The sequence below is a fragment of the Chryseobacterium ureilyticum genome, assembly GCF_900156735.1.
Classification (GTDB): domain Bacteria; phylum Bacteroidota; class Bacteroidia; order Flavobacteriales; family Weeksellaceae; genus Chryseobacterium; species Chryseobacterium ureilyticum.
In genome coordinates this window covers 1-17,064 of sequence record NZ_FTOL01000006.1, presented here as the reverse complement: position 1 = coordinate 17,064, position 17,064 = coordinate 1, and the positions used below count along the sequence as shown (strand labels likewise).

Below are 17,064 nucleotides of genomic sequence, written 5' to 3'. Positions count from 1 at the left end.
AAAATTGTAATTTATTATGAAAAAATATATTAGCACCCTTTTAGTATTAGTTTCGGGATTTGCATTTTCCCAGACTATTCTGAACGCTTCTTCTCCAGAAGAGTTTAGACAGATGAGAGCGGAGAACAAACAAAAAGTTGGTGATACTATTATTGATAAAACAGTAAAGCCTCTTGAATATGGATTTGTTGAAGACAAAGACATCCTTAAGAGTATGTTTGTTTGGGAAATCATTGATATGAATGATAAAATCAATCAGCCATTTTACTATGATAATCCAGACGGTCTTCTATCTACACCTACAAGATCTCTATATCAGTTACTGTTAGATGCAGCTTTAACTGGTAAAATTGAGCAGGTGTATGATGATGAAAACTTTACTGTAAAACTTTCACCTGAAGGAATACAGAAAAGATTGGAGAATGTTAGAATCAACGATGCTGCAATCGATATCTTAAACTCAGGAAGACAATTAACTGAGCAGGAGAAAAAAGAATATACCGATGTATTTAAAACGACTACTGATAAAGTAAAAGTTCTTAAAATTATGGGTATGTGGTTCGTAGATAAGAGAGATGGACAAATGAAATACAGACCTCTAGGTATCGCAGCAATGGGACCAGATCCAGCGGTACAGGGAGTTATAGGACCAGATGGTAAGCCTATTGCAAGTAATGACGAACTTATCGACCTATTCTGGATTTTCTATCCGAATGCAAGAGATATTCTGGCAAACAATTATGTTTTCAACAGAAAGAACTCATCCGCAGATCTGTCTTTCGATGATATCATCAATGCAAGAAGATTCTCTTCTGTAATCTATAAATCTTCAAGCGGTTTAGGAGACGGTACAATTAAAGATTATATCCCTAAAGATGCTGATGATCAGTTGGATGAAAGTGACAGAATCAAGTTACAGATCCTGGAAATGGAAAATGATATGTGGAATTACTAAATTTCACTTGATATTTATACAAAACCTGAGTATTTTTACTCAGGTTTTTTTTATTATGAATCGCTCTTTGTTGATAGGCAAACTATGATTAATGATGTTGCGATTGAATATGACCTTTAAATAAAATGAAATTTCTCATATGAAAAATGTAGATTATATTATTGTTGGAGATGGATATGCAGGGCTTTTCTTTGCTCATCAGCTGATTAAGAATAACAAATCGTTTGTAATCTTTTCTGAAGGAAGAAAAAGTGCTTCACAAGTCTCAGCAGGGATTATTAATCCGGTTGTACTTAAAAAGTTTACGACATTCTGGAAAGCACAGGAGCAGATTGACTTTTTAAAAAACAGCCTTGAAGAAATAAAATCTTATACCGGAGAGAATTATTTGATCAACGCATCTATCCACAGAATTTTTCATGACGAAAATGAACAGAACCTTTGGCTGAAAAAATCTGCAAATGAAGAACTGGTAAACTTTTTGGATCAAAAATTTACGTCTTTAAATGTGGTGAAAAACGATTTTCTCACCGGAAAGGTTAATCAGTCTGCAAGATTAAATGTTAATGGATTTTTTACAGGTCTATTCAATTATTTCGAGAAAAATGATTTTTTAATCAAAGAAAAATTTGAATACAGTAAATTGAATACTTTCGAATCTACTTATAAAGATTTAAAATTTCAAAATATTATTTTCTGTGAAGGAATGGGCGTAAAAGAAAATCCTTACTTTTCAGAAATCACTGTTAATCCAAATAAAGGACATCATATAAAAGTTAAACTTTCCCAACCAATTCCTGAAAATATTACCATCAAAAAGAAACATTTTCTTTTTCCAACAGGAACCGGATTATATTTCTATGGTGGAACTTATGACAGAGAGCAACTTCATCATCATATCGATGAATCTGCAGTTACACAATTGGTAAATGGACTTTCAGAATTCTATCCTTATGATTTTGAAGTGGAAGAAATCAATTTTGGGTTTAGACCTACAGTAAAGGATAGAAGACCAATTATTGGAAGACATGAAACTCATCATAATCTTTATGTCTTCAATGGCTTGGGAGCGAGAGGGATTCTGAATGGATGTTACTTTTCAAGGGACTTATTCCGTTTTATAGAAGAAGGGATTCCTTTGCATGAAGAAGTTTCGTTGAATAGATTTAAATAATCCGTTTTTTAACAATGACCAATCATATAGCGATGAATGAAAATTTATTAGGAATAATAGCAGGAGTATTGACTTCCGTATCAATGATCCCACAGCTTGTAAAGGTGATCAGAGAGAAAAATGTGGAAGACATTTCCTTATTGATGCTGCTAGTACTTATTTCAGGACTATCATTATGGGTTTGGTACGGTTTTATGAAGGATGAGTTACCTATTGTTTTATCAAACTCCTTTGCTGTCTTAGTTAATATCAGTCTTTTGATTTGCTATATCATATACAATAAAAAGTAAAAAAGACGTCCTCATAATGGGGACGTCTTTTTAATATTAAATCTAATTATTTTTCTTATTGAAGAACGAATTTAGCTAAAGGAGCCATTCTCGCTTTGTTTAATGTTAATGTATTTCCATTAACAGAGTAGTTGTCAGCTGCAAGGATTGCCTTTGTGAATTGGCTTTCAATATCCAGATCTTCACAAGCCATCATGGTAGACATTCCCTGGTTGAATTTAATTCTCATTATATCAGGTTTGATCTCAAAAGTTCCACCTAAACCGTTACATCCTGCATGACCTTCATATCTCATTCCTTCCATATTAAGCTTAAAGTAAGGATTATTTTTTTGATTTTTTAACTGAATCGGTTTCCCGTTAAGCTCTGTTAATTTCCAAGTCTTCCCTGTAATATCCGTTGTTGGTTTCTTTGCAGTTTGTGTCTGGCAAGAAGCAACAAGAAATACTGTAAGAACAAGAGCTGATAAATAGTAATATAAGCTTTTCATAAATTTTAATTTTTAAATATTATGTTTAGTACTTATGCTAATACGATGCCATTTTTGCCGGAGCAGACTCTTTTTTTGCCTGTTTAAGATGGAAAAGCACCATATCCACATTTTTTTTCAGAAAAGTGATATTTCCTTTAATTTCAGAGTATTGATACTCTTCATTTGAGGCTGTATACTCTGGTAAAGCATCACTTTTTTTTAGGTCATAAGTTTTACCGTTTAAATGTACAGTGGCGGTATTTTTAGAGCGGTTTATCGTTACTTCTATTTTTTCTCCATAGCTGTCAACGTATACATCCTTTGAAATGTCGTCTGTATTTTCAGGAGTTGCGGTAGTAACAGTTTCAGCTTCTTTACTGGGATGTTTACACGCTGTTGAGGAAAGAATTGCCAATCCGAAAAGGATTGAAGTTAATAAATTTTTCATAGTGATAAGTGATTTTAAAGTGTTTCATGAATTATGGTGTTAATACTATATAAATTTACAAATATTTTTAATAAATATGTGTTAATTTTTCATAAACTAACATTTTTTTTTGATTATTGGGCGTTTTTAGAGCCTTTTTCAAAACATTTTTCAGGAAACGGAAAGTAATATTTAGAGTGAAAATTTTGTGTCAGGTACGATTAATTCAGAATTTTTAATCATCTTATTTCCAAAAAGATAAGGGTGTTTTTTTTTCATTGTTCATTTGTTGTGTAAATTTTCGGCAAAAATAATTCAAAAATAAGAGAATGCCAACAGACTTATATTAATAAATTGAAAATCATGATAAAGTTTAGCTTTTAATACAATAAATAAAATTGAGAGTAAAACATATATTTAATATTTGATAAAATTTTGAATTCAGGTTATTTAAAGAAGAGTTAAATTTTGTTAATCCATTATGAAGATATCATAATCTAAGCGTACATTTGCGACTTCAATATGAGAAACTTTATAGTATACTTTTTAACTGGTCTTTTTCTGCTCTTTGTAGTGGAAAGCAGACTGAACGTTAAAACACTTCGAAATGACTATTCCGGTCATGTTTCTCATCATATGCCCAAAAGAGCCAACCGTCTGAATCAAACGTATGAAAAGCTTTCGGTTCAGCAAATGGCAGATAATATAGACAATTCTACTCTGGAGCTTGCCGAAAATGATTTTCAATTTTCTGATGTATTTCAGGTAATTGCTGTTTTTGCAAGTGTCTTTGGTCTTGTTTATATTTTTGGTTTAAAAAGCTATAAGAAGTTCAGACAGGATCTTCATGGTTTTGTTTTTGGCTTGGCGACCAAAAGATTTATTCTGATCCGATCCATTAGAATTTAAAATTTCATGTTTTCGAATTGTTTTCTATCTGATATTCAGATGGGAACGCTCTGCGTTGTGTAGTCTGGTAATACTCACATCGTAATACTTCTTATTACCATTTTTATTTCTATTCAAAACATTAACGATTTATACAAACTCTAGAATTATGATAAAAAGAGTTGCCTCGGGCATTGCATTGAGCGTCCTGTTATTGGCTGTGAGCTGCAATAAGAAAAAGGAAGAAAAAGAGGAAGTAACGGTATACCCGGTAACTTCTCCTGTAGTGATGGATACTGTAATTAACAAAGAATATGTTGCTCAGATCCAGTCTGTGAAGAATATAGAAGTTCGTGCACAGGAAAAAGGTTTCCTTGAAAAGATTTTTGTGGATGAAGGACAGTATGTACAAGCTGGGCAAACGCTGTTCAGAATTATGCCTAAACTGTATCAGGCAGAATTATTAAAAGCAAAAGCAGAAGTGGAACAGGCTTCCATTGAACTGAAAAATGCAAGTACATTGGCTGGAAACAATATTGTATCCAAAAATGAAAAAGCAATGGCAAAAGCTAAGCTGGATGCAGCCAATGCAGAAATGAAACTCGCTCAGATTCATTTGTCTTTTACAGATATTAAAGCACCGTTCTCAGGAATTATTAATAGAATTCCTTTAAAATTGGGAAGCTTGGTGGATGAAGGTGATTTGTTGACTTCACTATCAGATAATACAAGTATTTATACATACTTTAATGTTTCAGAGCCTGAATATCTGAGTTACCAGACACATGTTGCCGATAGAGGAAGCAATCAGGTATCTCTAATTACAGCTAATGGTGAGACCTATTCTCAAAAAGGAGAGATTCAGACTATAGAAGGAGAATTTGATAATGAAACAGGAAATATTGCTTTCCGTGCAAAGTTTCCAAATCCAGATAAATTATTAAGAAACGGAGAAACCGGAAAAGTTCAGATGACGATGCCGGTTCATAATGCGTTGATTATTCCTCAGAAAGCTACTTATGAAATTCAGGATCAGAAATATGTATTTGTTATTGACAAAAACGGAACCGCAAGATCACGAAATATAAAAGTGGCGTATGAACTTCAGGATTTGTATGTAATAGCCTCGGGGATTACAAAAGGAGATCAGATTCTTTTGGAAGGAGTTCAGAAAGTAAAGGATGATCAAAAAGTGAAAACAAAATTCCAGGACCCTAAAAAAGTTCTTCAATCATTGAAATTAAAAGCAGAGTAGTGGACTCTAAAGTGAAGTAGTATGTTTAAGAAATTCATTCGCAGACCCGTTCTGTCTATTGTAATCTCATTGATTATTGTATTTTTAGGAATACTGTCATTGGTAAAACTCCCAGTGACTCAGTTTCCATCCATTTCACCACCTAAAGTAAATATTACCGCAGAATATCCGGGAGCCAACAACGAATTATTGATTAAATCAGTTGTTATTCCTTTGGAAAGAGGGTTAAATGGTGTTCCAGGTATGAAATATATGACCTCGGATGCCGGAAATGACGGTGAGGCATCCATTCAGGTGGTATTTGATTTGGGAACAGATCCCAATGTTGCAGCAGTAAACGTTCAGAACCGTGTATCTTCAGTTGTGAATAAATTACCTCCGCTGGTAGTTCGTGAAGGGGTAAAGATTACCCGTGAAGAACCGAATATGTTGATGTACATTAACCTGTATAGTGATGATCCGAAAGCTGACCAAAAATTTCTTTTCAATTACGCGGATATCAACGTAATGTCTGAATTGAGAAGGGTAAGTGGAGTAGGTTTTGCCGACATTTTAGGAACTCGTGAATATGCAATGCGTATTTGGTTGAAGCCAGACAGACTTACTGCTTATAATATTTCAGCAGACGAAGTGATGGAAGCTCTAAACGAACAGAGTTTGGAAGCATCGCCAGGTAAAACAGGAGAAAGTTCAGGTAAGCGTTCTCAGTCTTTTGAATATGTATTAAAATATCCAGGACGTTTCAATAACGAAAAGGATTACGGAAATATCATTTTAAGAGCAAAACCTGATGGTGAGTCAATCCGATTAAAGGATGTTGCCGATATAGAATTCGGAAGCTCGATGTATGACATTTATTCTACATTGAATGGTAAACCTTCTGCGGCAATCACTGTAAAGCAGTCTTACGGATCCAATGCAAGTGACGTTATTAAAAATGTAAAAACTTTGATGGCTGATCTTGAAAAAAATACTTTCCCTAAAGGAATGCATTATGAGATCAGTTATGACGTATCAAGATTCCTGGACGCTTCCATGGAGAAAGTAATTCATACGTTATTTGAAGCTTTTATACTAGTAGCAATTGTAGTATTCCTTTTCCTTGGAGACTGGCGTTCTACTTTGATTCCTGCATTGGCGGTTCCGGTTTCATTGGTAGGAACATTTGCGGTAATGTCAGCATTTGGAATTACATTGAATATGATCTCGCTCTTTGCGCTGGTAATGGCGATTGGGGTTGTAGTGGATGATGCGATTGTAGTTATAGAAGCCGTCCACGCCAAGATGGAAGAGAAAAATCTTTCCCCTTTGAAAGCTACAGAAGAAGCAATGCATGAAATCAGTGGGGCGATTATCGCTATTACTTTGGTAATGGCATCTGTATTCATTCCGATTGCATTTATGTCAGGACCAGTTGGGGTATTCTATCGTCAGTTTTCCATTACGATGGCTTCATCCATTATTTTATCAGGGGTTGTTGCTTTGACTTTGACACCAGCATTGTGTGCTTTAATCCTTAAAAATAATCACGGAAAAGCTAAAAAGAAAACGCCGATTACTATTTTCCTTGATAAATTCAATAACCTGTTTACGAAAGGTGCCGGAAAGTATGAGAGAATGCTGAATAAAACGGTAACTAAAAAAGCATTTACACTACCGTTACTATTGGCATTTTGTGCTGGAACTTATTTCCTGAGTAACTCCATTCCATCAGGATTTATTCCGGCGGAGGATCAGGGGATGATTTATGCGATTATTCAGACGCCTCCGGGATCTACTTTGGAAAGAACCAATCAGATCGCAAGGGAATTATTGAAGGAATCAGAAGATATTGATGGTGTACAATCTGTTTCATCATTGGCTGGGTATGAAATTCTGACTGAAGGTACGGGATCAAATTCGGGAACCTGTCTGATCAATCTTAAAAGCTGGGATGAACGTAAAGAATCTGCAGCTGAAATTATAGAAAAGCTAGAGGAAAAAACCAAAAATATTCCAGGAGCTAATATTGAATTTTTCCAACCACCTTCCGTTCCTGGATATGGTGCAGCAGGAGGTTTTGAACTTCGTTTGCTTGATAAGGCAGGAAGTGGAGACTATCATAAAATGGAACAGGTAAGTAACGATTTTGTGAAAGAACTGAATAAGCGTCCAGAATTAGGATCTGCATTTACATTCTATTCAGCGAGTTTCCCTCAATATATGCTTAGAATAGATAATGACCTTGCGGAACAAAAAGGAGTAACCATTGAAAAAGCGATGGATAATCTGTCTACATTGATTGGATCTAACTATGAAACAAGTTTTATCCGCTTTGACAGACCTTATAAGGTAATTGTTCAGGCAGGACCTCAATATCGTGCATTACCAACGGATTTATTAAAGCTGTACGTTAAAAACGATAAAGATCAAATGGTCCCTTATTCCGATTTTATGAAATTGGAAAAAGTATATGGTCTATCCGAAATGACGAGACATAATATGTATAATTCAGCTCAGGTAAGTGGTACCCCGGCACCGGGATATAGTAGCGGACAGGCAATTAAAGCCATTCAGGAAGTTGCAGATAAAACACTTCCGAGAGGTTTTGGTATCGACTGGGCTGGGATTTCTAAAGATGAAGTAAGCCGTGGAAATGAAGCCGTATTTGTATTTCTGGTATGTTTAGGATTCGTTTATCTGATTCTTTCTGCGCAGTATGAGAGCTTTATTCTTCCTTTACCTGTTATTTTATCATTACCGGTGGGTATTTTCGGAGCTTTTTTATGTCTGAAACTTTTAGGGTTGGAAAACAATATTTATGCTCAGGTGGCAATGGTAATGCTTATCGGACTATTAGGTAAAAATGCAGTATTGATTGTAGAATTTGCGGTACAGAAAAAGGCAGAAGAGGGAATTCCTGTTATGCAGGCTGCTATTGAAGGAGCGGCAATTCGTTTCCGTCCTATTTTGATGACATCATTTGCCTTTATTGCGGGATTAATTCCATTGGTAATTGCAACAGGTCCTGGTGCTGTAGGTAACCGTACCATAGGAACGGCTGCAGCTGGAGGAATGCTGATCGGAACTATTTTCGGATTGATGATTATTCCGGGGTTGTATTACATTTTCGGAACCATTGCTGACAAGTCGAGACTAGCGAGATATGAAGAGGAAAATCCTTTAACAGAACAAACTGAACCGTATCAACACGATGACAAACATGAAGATTTATAATAAATATATAGGAGCCATTGCTTTATCGCTTGTTTTAGCAAGTTGTAAAGCTCCAATGGCAACCGTCATAAAAGATGAGGTAAAAACAAATATTCCTCAGAATTTCAATCAGGAAGAGCAGCAGGATGCTAATAATAACAGTGGAACCACTCCCTGGAGACAGTTTTTTACAGATCCGAATCTTGTAAGTCTTATTGAAATAGCATTAAAGAACAACCAGGAATTGCTGATCACACTTCAGGAAATTGAAATTGCCAAAAGTGGTGTTTTAGCTAAAAAAGGAAAATTAAGCCCGACAGTTTCTGCAGGAATAGGAGCCGGATTGAAAAAAGCTGGACGATATACAAGTGAAGGAGCAGGAGATGCTACTACACAAATAGAACCAGGTAGAGAAATGCCAGATCCGCTGGGGAATTTTGAAGGTGGATTAATGGCAAACTGGGAAATTGATATCTGGAAAAAACTGAGAACAGAAAAGGAATCAGCAGTGGCTCATTATCTTTCAACAGTAGAAGGGAAAAACTTTGTATTGTCTAATCTTATTGAGGAAGTGGCGGATAATTATTATGAATTATTGGCGCTTGACAATCAATTGGATATTATTCAGCAGTATATCAAGCTTCAGCAAAAAGCACTGGAAATTTCCAAGATTCAGAAAGAAGCTGCGGCTGCCACAGAGCTTGCGGTGAAGAAATTTGAAGCAGAACTTGCAAAATCCAAAGCAGCAGAATACACAATCCGTCAGCAAATTACTGAGAAGGAAAATCAGATCAATGCTTTGTTGGGAAGATATCCACAACCGATTATCAGAACGAAGGAAAACTTTATGTCAACCATTCCGCCAACGGTTTATACGGGAATTCCGTCACAATTATTGGCAAACCGTCCTGATATTAAGCAGGCAGAATTAGAATTAAAGTCCTCAAAACTGGATGTTGAAGCAGCAAGAAAAGAATTTTATCCATCATTGGAAATTTCTGCAACCTTAGGATTGGAGGCATTCAAACCATCTTATCTGGTGAAAATGCCGGAATCTATTGCTTATAATTTGGTAGGAGAATTGGCTGGTCCGCTGATCAACAAAAGTGCGATCAAAGCAAACTTCCAGACGGCTGATGCTAAACAAATCCAGGCGTTATATGAATATGATAAAACCATTTTAAATGCTTATCTGGATGTAGCAAATTTGATGTCGAAAATTAAAAATATAGATCAGTATTATCAATTGAAATCCCAGGAAACAAAAGCTTTGGATCAATCTATTGATATTGCCAACCAATTGTTCCGAAACTCCAGAGCAGATTATCTTGAAGTTCTTTTGAATCAGAGAGATGCATTGGATGCTAAAATGGAGCTTATAGAAGCGAAACAAAAACAACTGAGTACTGTTGTGGACATCTATAAAAGCCTTGGTGGTGGCTGGAAGTAAAGAAATATCATAATTCAATCAATAAACAGTTAATGTTTTGAGGGTTGGCTCTTCGGGGTCAGCCCTTTTTTATTACGTCAAGTTCTGTCGTTGTGCTGCGGTAGCTTTGTGAAAGAATAATTACATAATAAAACTCAAGTGAGAATTTGGATTTTAAATCACATTAATATGATCTGTAGTTGTTGAAAAACTTAAATTTGCGGAAATTTTTAAAAACTAATCATTAAAACTCAAAAATACACGGAATGAAGAAATTTTATCTCGGCGCATATACATTATGTGCAGCTATAGGTGTGTCGGCTCAGGAAGTTCTCTGGCAAAAAGATATCAAATCCTCTACTCAGGATTTCTTAAGCCAGGTAACGACAACCATCGATCAGCAATATCTTATTACAGGAAGTTCTATACAGAGTGATAAGCTTCAGGCTACAGACAGTAAGCAGAACAACGGCTACGATTTCCACTTGGTTAAACTGAACCAACAAGGTGAACAGGCATGGGAAAAATACTTCTCAGGACAAAACCACGATTATTTATCATCAACCGTCACAACGCAAGATGGAGGATTCCTTTTGGCTGGAACTTCTTATTCAGGAAAAGGACTGGATAAAAAAGGTGAAGCAAAAGGCGGATCGGATATCTGGCTGATCAGAATCAATGAATTTGGGGATGAATTATGGCAGAAAACCTTGGGAAGCTCTTCCGATGAAGAAGCAAGGGCGGTTATCCAAACTATGGATCAGGGCTTTATTGTTGCTGGTAATGTTCAAAACTCAGCGAAAGGTTATGGTTCTAAAGATGTATTGATCATTAAGCTTGATAAAGACGGTAAAGAAATCTCACAAATTATCCTTGGTGGAAAAGGTCTGGATGAAGTAGAGAAAATGATTCCGACCAGAGATGGCGGAGCTTTACTGGGAATTTATTCAAGAAGTTCTCAGGTTAAAGGCTCAGAAGTTCAGAATCCAGAAAGTCAATTTTCGACAAAAGCTACTGCAACCTCCAACCTAATATCTGCAATGTCAAAACAAACCGACAATTTCGGGGAAGGTGATTACTGGATCGTAAAACTAGACAAAAACGGTAAAGTAGAATGGGAAAAGAACTATGGTGGAAAAGAAGATGATCACCTCAGAACCCTTGCTTTAACTGCCAATGGTTATGTTATTGGCGGTGAATCCAGATCAGATAGATCAGGAAACAAAACAGTAGGAATTGAAGAAGGAACAGACCTTTGGTTGATAGCTTTGAACGAAAGAGGCGATGAACAATGGCAAAAATCTTACAACTTTAAAAACAGAGATGTTCTGATGGGGATGAGTGTGATCCATTCAGCAGATGATAAATCTTCAAAAGGAATTTTATTAGGTGGTTATACTCAAGCCGAGGGAAGAATAGAAACGGATGATGAAACTTTCTGGATGCTGTATCTTGATGGAAACGGCAATGAACAGTGGCGAAAACATGTGAAAGGCGAATCCAGAAAAAGAGAAGAAAGACTTTCAGATTTAAAACTAAACAGAGACGGTTCTATTATCCTTGCCGGAACCAGTGCAGAGGAATTAGGCAAAGAGAACTGGAAAATTGTAAAACTAGGCGATAAACAGGTGAATGACCTGATTGAAAAATACGACATCAAAATCTATCCAAATCCAGTTACAGATTATGCTTATGTAGAAATCGGTTTTGATTTTAAAGAAGCTGAAATTATGTTGTATGATATGAGCGGAAGACAGTTGCAAAATCTGAAAACAAAGAATAGAGTAACTAAGATTAATACCCAGGCTTTGGTTCAGGGAGCTTATCTGATTACTATAAAAACTAATGATAACAAAACAGCGAATGCGAAGCTGATTAAGAAGTAAAATAAAAACATGAAAAGAAAGAGAATAATTATAGGCGCAATATTAATGTATAATATTTTGGGGGCTCAAAATAATACGACTACTGAAGCCCCAATAAATATAAAATCGCCTCAAAGCTATGAGATGGAAAGATATGGAAATATTCCTGTTAATTTAAATGTTGGGAGTGTGGATTTAAATATTCCATTATTTGAAGAAGACTTTTCATCTATTGGTAACTTTAATCTTAACTTGAGTTATAACTCTTCAGGATTTATACCAAATAAAAAATCAAATTATGTAGGGCATGATTGGTTTTTGAATTTTGGAGGTGTTATTTCAAGAGATATTAACGGTATAGCGGATGATTCCATTCCAATTGAAATTACTTCATATGTATCTAGTGGCTTTCTTGTTGGAGCGAGATTAGTTTCTAAGTCAAATGAAGATATCTTTAATGGTAATTACAATTCAAATTTAATGAAAGATCATATAAATGTTTCTGGTCAGTAATTTGAAATACAGCCAGATAGGTTTAATTTTAATTTCTTGGGAACATCGGGTTACTTTTATATTAGAAACGATGGAACCCCTATAGTTGCATCTAACGATTTGAGTCTAAAAGTTGATATATCTAATTTGGCTAATCAACAAATTAATAATGAATGTAATCTTTTAAATTCTGAAATTGTAATTACTGATGGTAAAGGGATGAAATATTATTTTGGCGGTATTTATAATAATCTGGAAGTTTCTTATCAAATGGGAACATCCTTACCATCTCCTGCTGGTCAAAATCCTAACTATTCAATTAGTAGTTGGTATCTAAGAAAAATAGAATATCCTAACAATCATACACTTGAGATTGAATATTTAAAGTATAAGAAAATTGATTCCAATATTGAAGAACTTTATTTTGGAAATTTTTGCAGATCAACACCTCCTGAACATTCAACTAGTGGTTTTGTAGAAGAATTGTTTGATTATAATAAATATGTTAATCAGGAAATTTTACGTTTTAATGAGAACAGTAATAACAGCCTAGGGGGTGTTCGTGCTTGGGGAGACGGAAGTGGTTTTTCGTTCCAATCTCCCTATTTTCAATATACCCTTACAAAAAAAGTTTTTCCTGCAAAAATTATGTTAGATGGAAAAACATTTGTTAATTTCAATTATACAAGATATAACTCACTTAATAATGGTTATCAATCTCTTAAACTTAATAGTGTTGAAATTAAAAATGAAAATACAACAGTAAAAAAAAATGATTTTAATTATTACAGAAACAAAGATAGATTTTTCCTTAATACATTAACTTTTCCAGGTAATAAAAAATACACATTTGATTATTATAGTAAAGATAATTTACCCCATGAAACTACTTATGGAATTGATTTTTGGGGATATTGGAATGGGAATAGTGAGACTAGTAATTATTTAATACCTCCATATAGTTTTAACGTAGATACTGGAGACTATAGTATTACTGGGACTTCCAGAAATCCTAATCCGTATTTAGTAAATACAGGACTACTAAAAAATGTTACTTACCCTACAGGTGGAAATTCTGAGTTTCATTATGAACCCCATAGTTATATGAGAAAAGTAGAAAGAAATTCTGCTTCTGAATTTTTACCATTTTTAAAGAGCGAGTTGGGAACAGTGGGAGGAGCTCGAATAAGTAAAATTGTAGATTCTGATGGTATAAATTCTTATACAAGGAGCTTCAAATATGTTCTGAATTATGAAAATGGAAGTGATGTATCAAGTGGTATAGCGAGTCAGACGTTAAGATATATGACTTATATAGACTATAAAAACCAAGTGGGAGGAAGGACTCGATTTTTAAAAGAAACAGCATCAAATATTTCGGAAAACTCATTAAGTTCTTCTCCAATTAATTATAGCGAAGTTGTTGAATTCAAAAATAATGTAGTTCAGAAAAAATACGTTTTTACAGATTACTCAACAAATCCTAATGTTTTGCATGATCGAATAGGAAGTGTTGTATTTACTGAAGATGTTAAACCTTTTAGTTTGGTTAAAAACTTTCCTGTCAGATATAATTCAAATGATTTTCAAAGAGGAAAATTATTAAAAACACAAATTTTTAAAGACGGTAATATTATCCAGGAAGTAGAGAATAATTATACAAATCTTGGAACGTATTCTATATTACAAAACAGTTATTTTAGTAGAGTTAAGCAACTACTATCATGGGTGCATCATCAAAAAGAATATGTATATCCATATGTATTAGGTTCAACTACTGTTAGGGACTATATAAATGGAAAAGTAATGGTGACAAAAACAGATCACTATTATAAAAATGATTCTAAATTAAATAAAATTAAAGAAAAAACCACATATCCATCAGGTGATTTTTATGAAACTAATTATCAGTATCTTAGGGATGTTTTGCATGCAAGTCCGAATCACCCTGCTGGTATGGTTCCCCCATATGCATTTTTAGTTAACTTTTTTTCTAAAGATCTCTTCAGTGTTCCATTGGTTGTAACTAATTATAAAAATAATAAATTTTTAAATAGAACTCAAACTCTTTATGAATTTACTTATAGTAATGATATGTATAATGTAACTCTTCCTAGAAAAAAATTGTATTATACAGAAGAAAAAAATGTAACATCTATATCTAGTCTTAAATTACCGGATACAAATTATGGTTCTGTAGAAATCACATATGATAAGTATGATGATAAAGGCAATCTTCAACAGTATACTACAAAAGATGGAATTTCAACAGTGATTATTTGGGGATATAATCAAACTAAACCTATTGCTAAAATTGAAAATATTAAGTTTTCAGATATTCAGCCATCATTGATTGATGCTATTGTGAATGCAGCTAATAATGATAACCAACTTGGAACTGTTGATTCCGATCAGGCACTCATGAATGTACTGGATAACTTTAGAAACGATTTATCTTTATCTAAATATCAAATTACAACTTATACGTACGATCCATTTATTGGAGTAAGAAGTATTACCCCACCATCAGGAATCAGGGAATTATATCTTTATGATTCCGCAAACAGGCTTGAGAAAGTAGTGGATGTGGATGGAAAAGTGCTTAAGGAAATGAAGTACAATTATAAAAACTAATCACCGATGAAAAAACTCATAATTCCTATAGGATTTCTGATGTTGGGGACTGTAAAAGCACAGGTATCCAACACAGAAAACTATGTTCAAACAAAAACTTATCTGGATTATAACGGAACCCAGGCTACAAAATCTTCTGAAACTATTCAATATTTTGATGGGCTCGGGAGACCTAAGCAGGTGATTGGTGTAAAAGCCTCTCCACAAGGAAAAGATATTGTCACTCATATCGAATACGACCCGTTTGGAAGACAGGCGAAAGATTTTCTTCCCATTCCTCAATCAGGAACGCAATCAGGCGGAATTTATACCTCACCTCTGGGAAATGCTTCTTCCATCTATGGTGGAGAAAAAATCTATTCCGAAAAAATATTGGAGAACTCTCCTTTGGACAGAATCCAGGAACAAATTCAGGGAGGAAATGACTGGATGGGAAAGCCAGTTAAATTTGACTATGATGCCAATATCCATGAAGATTATGTGAGACAATATAAAACCACCACCACATGGCTTGATGGAAGGACAGAAACTGCGATTGAACTCAATCAATATTTTCTGCCAGCACAATTATATAAAAATACCATAACCGATGAAGACGGCAACAAAACTATTGAGTTTAAAAACGGTCAGGGACAGGTTTTACTCATCAGAAAAGTATTGAGCGCTACCGAAAATGCAGATACCTACTATGTTTATAACGAATACGACCAACTTGCTTTTGTTATTCCTCCTTTAGCATCAGCACCGACTATAGATAATTCCACAAAAGAGAATCTGTATTATCAATATCGTTATGATGGCAGAGGCAGACTTGTAGAAAAAAAACTTCCGGGCAAAGGATGGGAATTTATGGTGTATGACAAAGCCGATAGACTTATCATGACTCAAGACGCTAATATGCGAGAGAAGAATAAATGGCTGATTACTAAATATGAATCATTGGGAAGAGTTGCTTATACCGGAATCATTGGAGGAGGAAGCAGAATAAGTATGCAGTCTCAGGCAGGGAACCTTATCATCGTAGAGGAAAGAAATAGTTCAGGATTTACTAAAAACGGGATACAGATTCAATATAGCAACGGATATTTTTTTGATATTGAAACTGTTTTAAGTATTAATTATTATGACACCTATCCTTATTATGATTTTAATCCCTCTCTTCCAGTGGAACCAATTCTCACAGGTTCTCCATCACCAGAGGGAAGAAATACCAAGGGACTTCCTGTTATGAGTTTTGTCAAAAACATTGAAGATGACAGTTGGACCAAGAATTATACTTATTATGACCTGAAGAGTAGAGTCATTGGAACTCATTCTATTAATCATTTGGGGGGATATACCCGAACAGAATCTAAACTTGATTTTGCAGGAAATTCTCAAACGGTAGTTACAAAGCATAAAAGGCTGAATACAGATACGGAAAAAGTAACTACAGAAACCTTTACGTATGATCATCAGAACAGGCTCTTGGTGCATAAACATCAGGTAGACTCTAATCCTGTAGAAATTCTTGCTCAGAATGATTATAATGAACTCTCACAGCTTACCACTAAAAAAGTAGGTGGAGTTACTTTAGGCTCTTCTCTGCAGCAGATTGATTATAAATATAATATCAGGGGCTGGATGGCGCAGATCAATGATCCTGCAAACTTAGGAAACGATCTGTTTGGGTATAAAATCAATTATAATAAAGTAGAAGGACAGGAGACTCCCAATAATGATTATTTAGATTTAAAAGTAAAGCCTAAATACAACGGCAACATTGCTGAAGTATCCTGGAAAACTCTTACTGAGAATAACGAACCCCTTAAAACCTATGGGTACGCATATGACTCACTCAATAGACTTACTGCTGGATTTTATCAAAAAGCAGGAAATGAGTTCGCTAAAGAATATTTTGAAAGATTAGAATATGACCTGAATGGAAATATTACAAGACTTCAAAGGTCAGCAGGAGTACTGTCAGGTAGCAATACAGCACTCGTTAT

13 protein-coding genes are annotated in these 17,064 nt (G+C 34.7%); 11 read left to right on the top strand and 2 right to left on the bottom strand.

The genetic code is table 11. From position 1 onward, the window contains the following. Nucleotides 1-16: 16 nt before the first annotated feature. The 3 genes from porN (at nucleotide 17) to BW983_RS16030 (ending at nucleotide 2,419) form a co-directional block, all read left to right on the top strand. A complete protein-coding gene (porN, locus tag BW983_RS16040; protein ID WP_076552923.1) occupies nucleotides 17-955 on the top strand; it encodes a type IX secretion system ring subunit PorN/GldN in 939 nt (312 codons plus the stop codon). A gap of 139 nt (nucleotides 956-1,094) precedes the next feature. Beyond that, entirely contained in the window at nucleotides 1,095-2,129 is a 1,035-nt protein-coding gene (locus BW983_RS16035) for an NAD(P)/FAD-dependent oxidoreductase (protein WP_076552922.1), read from the top strand. A 14-nt stretch (nucleotides 2,130-2,143) separates the two neighbouring features. Next, nucleotides 2,144-2,419 carry a SemiSWEET transporter gene (locus BW983_RS16030; RefSeq protein WP_228409027.1) on the top strand — a complete coding sequence of 92 codons (276 nt, stop codon included), beginning with the start codon at nucleotides 2,144-2,146 and terminating at the stop codon, nucleotides 2,417-2,419. A 55-nt stretch (nucleotides 2,420-2,474) separates the two neighbouring features. On the opposite strand, the gene BW983_RS16025 is transcribed toward BW983_RS16030, so the two are convergent. Both BW983_RS16025 and BW983_RS16020 read right to left on the bottom strand, forming a co-directional pair. Continuing rightward, complete coding sequence (locus BW983_RS16025; RefSeq protein ID WP_076552920.1) at nucleotides 2,475-2,909, bottom strand: META domain-containing protein; 435 nt, start codon at nucleotides 2,907-2,909, stop codon at nucleotides 2,475-2,477. Between the two features lie 37 nt (nucleotides 2,910-2,946). After that, on the bottom strand, nucleotides 2,947-3,339 hold the full coding sequence (locus BW983_RS16020) for a hypothetical protein (RefSeq protein WP_076552917.1): 393 nt from the start codon (nucleotides 3,337-3,339) through the stop codon (nucleotides 2,947-2,949). 501 nt (nucleotides 3,340-3,840) lie between these two features. Between BW983_RS16020 and BW983_RS16015 the strand changes: the two genes are divergently transcribed. The 8 genes from BW983_RS16015 to BW983_RS15980 form a co-directional block, all read left to right on the top strand. Further along, nucleotides 3,841-4,227 (top strand): hypothetical protein, encoded by a 387-nt coding sequence (locus BW983_RS16015; RefSeq protein ID WP_076552915.1) that lies wholly within the window; start codon nucleotides 3,841-3,843, stop codon nucleotides 4,225-4,227. A 151-nt stretch (nucleotides 4,228-4,378) separates the two neighbouring features. Next, on the top strand, nucleotides 4,379-5,461 hold the full coding sequence (locus BW983_RS16010; RefSeq protein WP_076553127.1) for an efflux RND transporter periplasmic adaptor subunit: 1,083 nt from the start codon (nucleotides 4,379-4,381) through the stop codon (nucleotides 5,459-5,461). Between the two features lie 21 nt (nucleotides 5,462-5,482). After that, nucleotides 5,483-8,677, top strand: coding sequence for an efflux RND transporter permease subunit (locus BW983_RS16005; RefSeq protein ID WP_076552913.1), 3,195 nt, complete (start codon nucleotides 5,483-5,485; stop codon nucleotides 8,675-8,677). Then, nucleotides 8,664-10,106, top strand: coding sequence for a TolC family protein (locus tag BW983_RS16000; RefSeq protein ID WP_076553126.1), 1,443 nt, complete (start codon nucleotides 8,664-8,666; stop codon nucleotides 10,104-10,106). The genes BW983_RS16005 and BW983_RS16000 overlap by 14 nt, the downstream gene beginning before the upstream one ends. 245 nt (nucleotides 10,107-10,351) lie before the next feature. Beyond that, the gene (locus BW983_RS15995) at nucleotides 10,352-11,971 is read left to right on the top strand and encodes a T9SS type A sorting domain-containing protein (RefSeq protein WP_076552912.1); all 1,620 of its coding nucleotides are present in this window, start codon (nucleotides 10,352-10,354) and stop codon (nucleotides 11,969-11,971) included. 9 nt (nucleotides 11,972-11,980) lie between these two features. Then, nucleotides 11,981-12,463, top strand: coding sequence for a hypothetical protein (locus BW983_RS15990; RefSeq protein WP_139329301.1), 483 nt, complete (start codon nucleotides 11,981-11,983; stop codon nucleotides 12,461-12,463). 36 nt (nucleotides 12,464-12,499) lie between these two features. Next, nucleotides 12,500-15,076 carry a hypothetical protein gene (locus BW983_RS15985; RefSeq protein WP_076552910.1) on the top strand — a complete coding sequence of 859 codons (2,577 nt, stop codon included), beginning with the start codon at nucleotides 12,500-12,502 and terminating at the stop codon, nucleotides 15,074-15,076. A 6-nt stretch (nucleotides 15,077-15,082) separates the two neighbouring features. Further along, on the top strand, nucleotides 15,083-17,064 hold a 1,982-nt coding region (locus BW983_RS15980; protein WP_228409026.1), incomplete at its 3' end, for a DUF6443 domain-containing protein.

Coding starts and splice junctions, on each gene's coding strand:
- porN (WP_076552923.1), top strand. CDS start 17: ATGAAAAAATATATTAGCACCCTTTTAGTATTAGTTTCGGGATTTGCA.
- BW983_RS16015 (WP_076552915.1), top strand. CDS start 3,841: ATGAGAAACTTTATAGTATACTTTTTAACTGGTCTTTTTCTGCTCTTT.
- BW983_RS16020 (WP_076552917.1), bottom strand. CDS start 3,339: ATGAAAAATTTATTAACTTCAATCCTTTTCGGATTGGCAATTCTTTCC.
- BW983_RS15990 (WP_139329301.1), top strand. CDS start 11,981: ATGAAAAGAAAGAGAATAATTATAGGCGCAATATTAATGTATAATATT.
- BW983_RS16025 (WP_076552920.1), bottom strand. CDS start 2,909: ATGAAAAGCTTATATTACTATTTATCAGCTCTTGTTCTTACAGTATTT.
- BW983_RS15995 (WP_076552912.1), top strand. CDS start 10,352: ATGAAGAAATTTTATCTCGGCGCATATACATTATGTGCAGCTATAGGT.
- BW983_RS16000 (WP_076553126.1), top strand. CDS start 8,664: ATGAAGATTTATAATAAATATATAGGAGCCATTGCTTTATCGCTTGTT.
- BW983_RS16030 (WP_228409027.1), top strand. CDS start 2,144: ATGACCAATCATATAGCGATGAATGAAAATTTATTAGGAATAATAGCA.
- BW983_RS16005 (WP_076552913.1), top strand. CDS start 5,483: ATGTTTAAGAAATTCATTCGCAGACCCGTTCTGTCTATTGTAATCTCA.
- BW983_RS16035 (WP_076552922.1), top strand. CDS start 1,095: ATGAAAAATGTAGATTATATTATTGTTGGAGATGGATATGCAGGGCTT.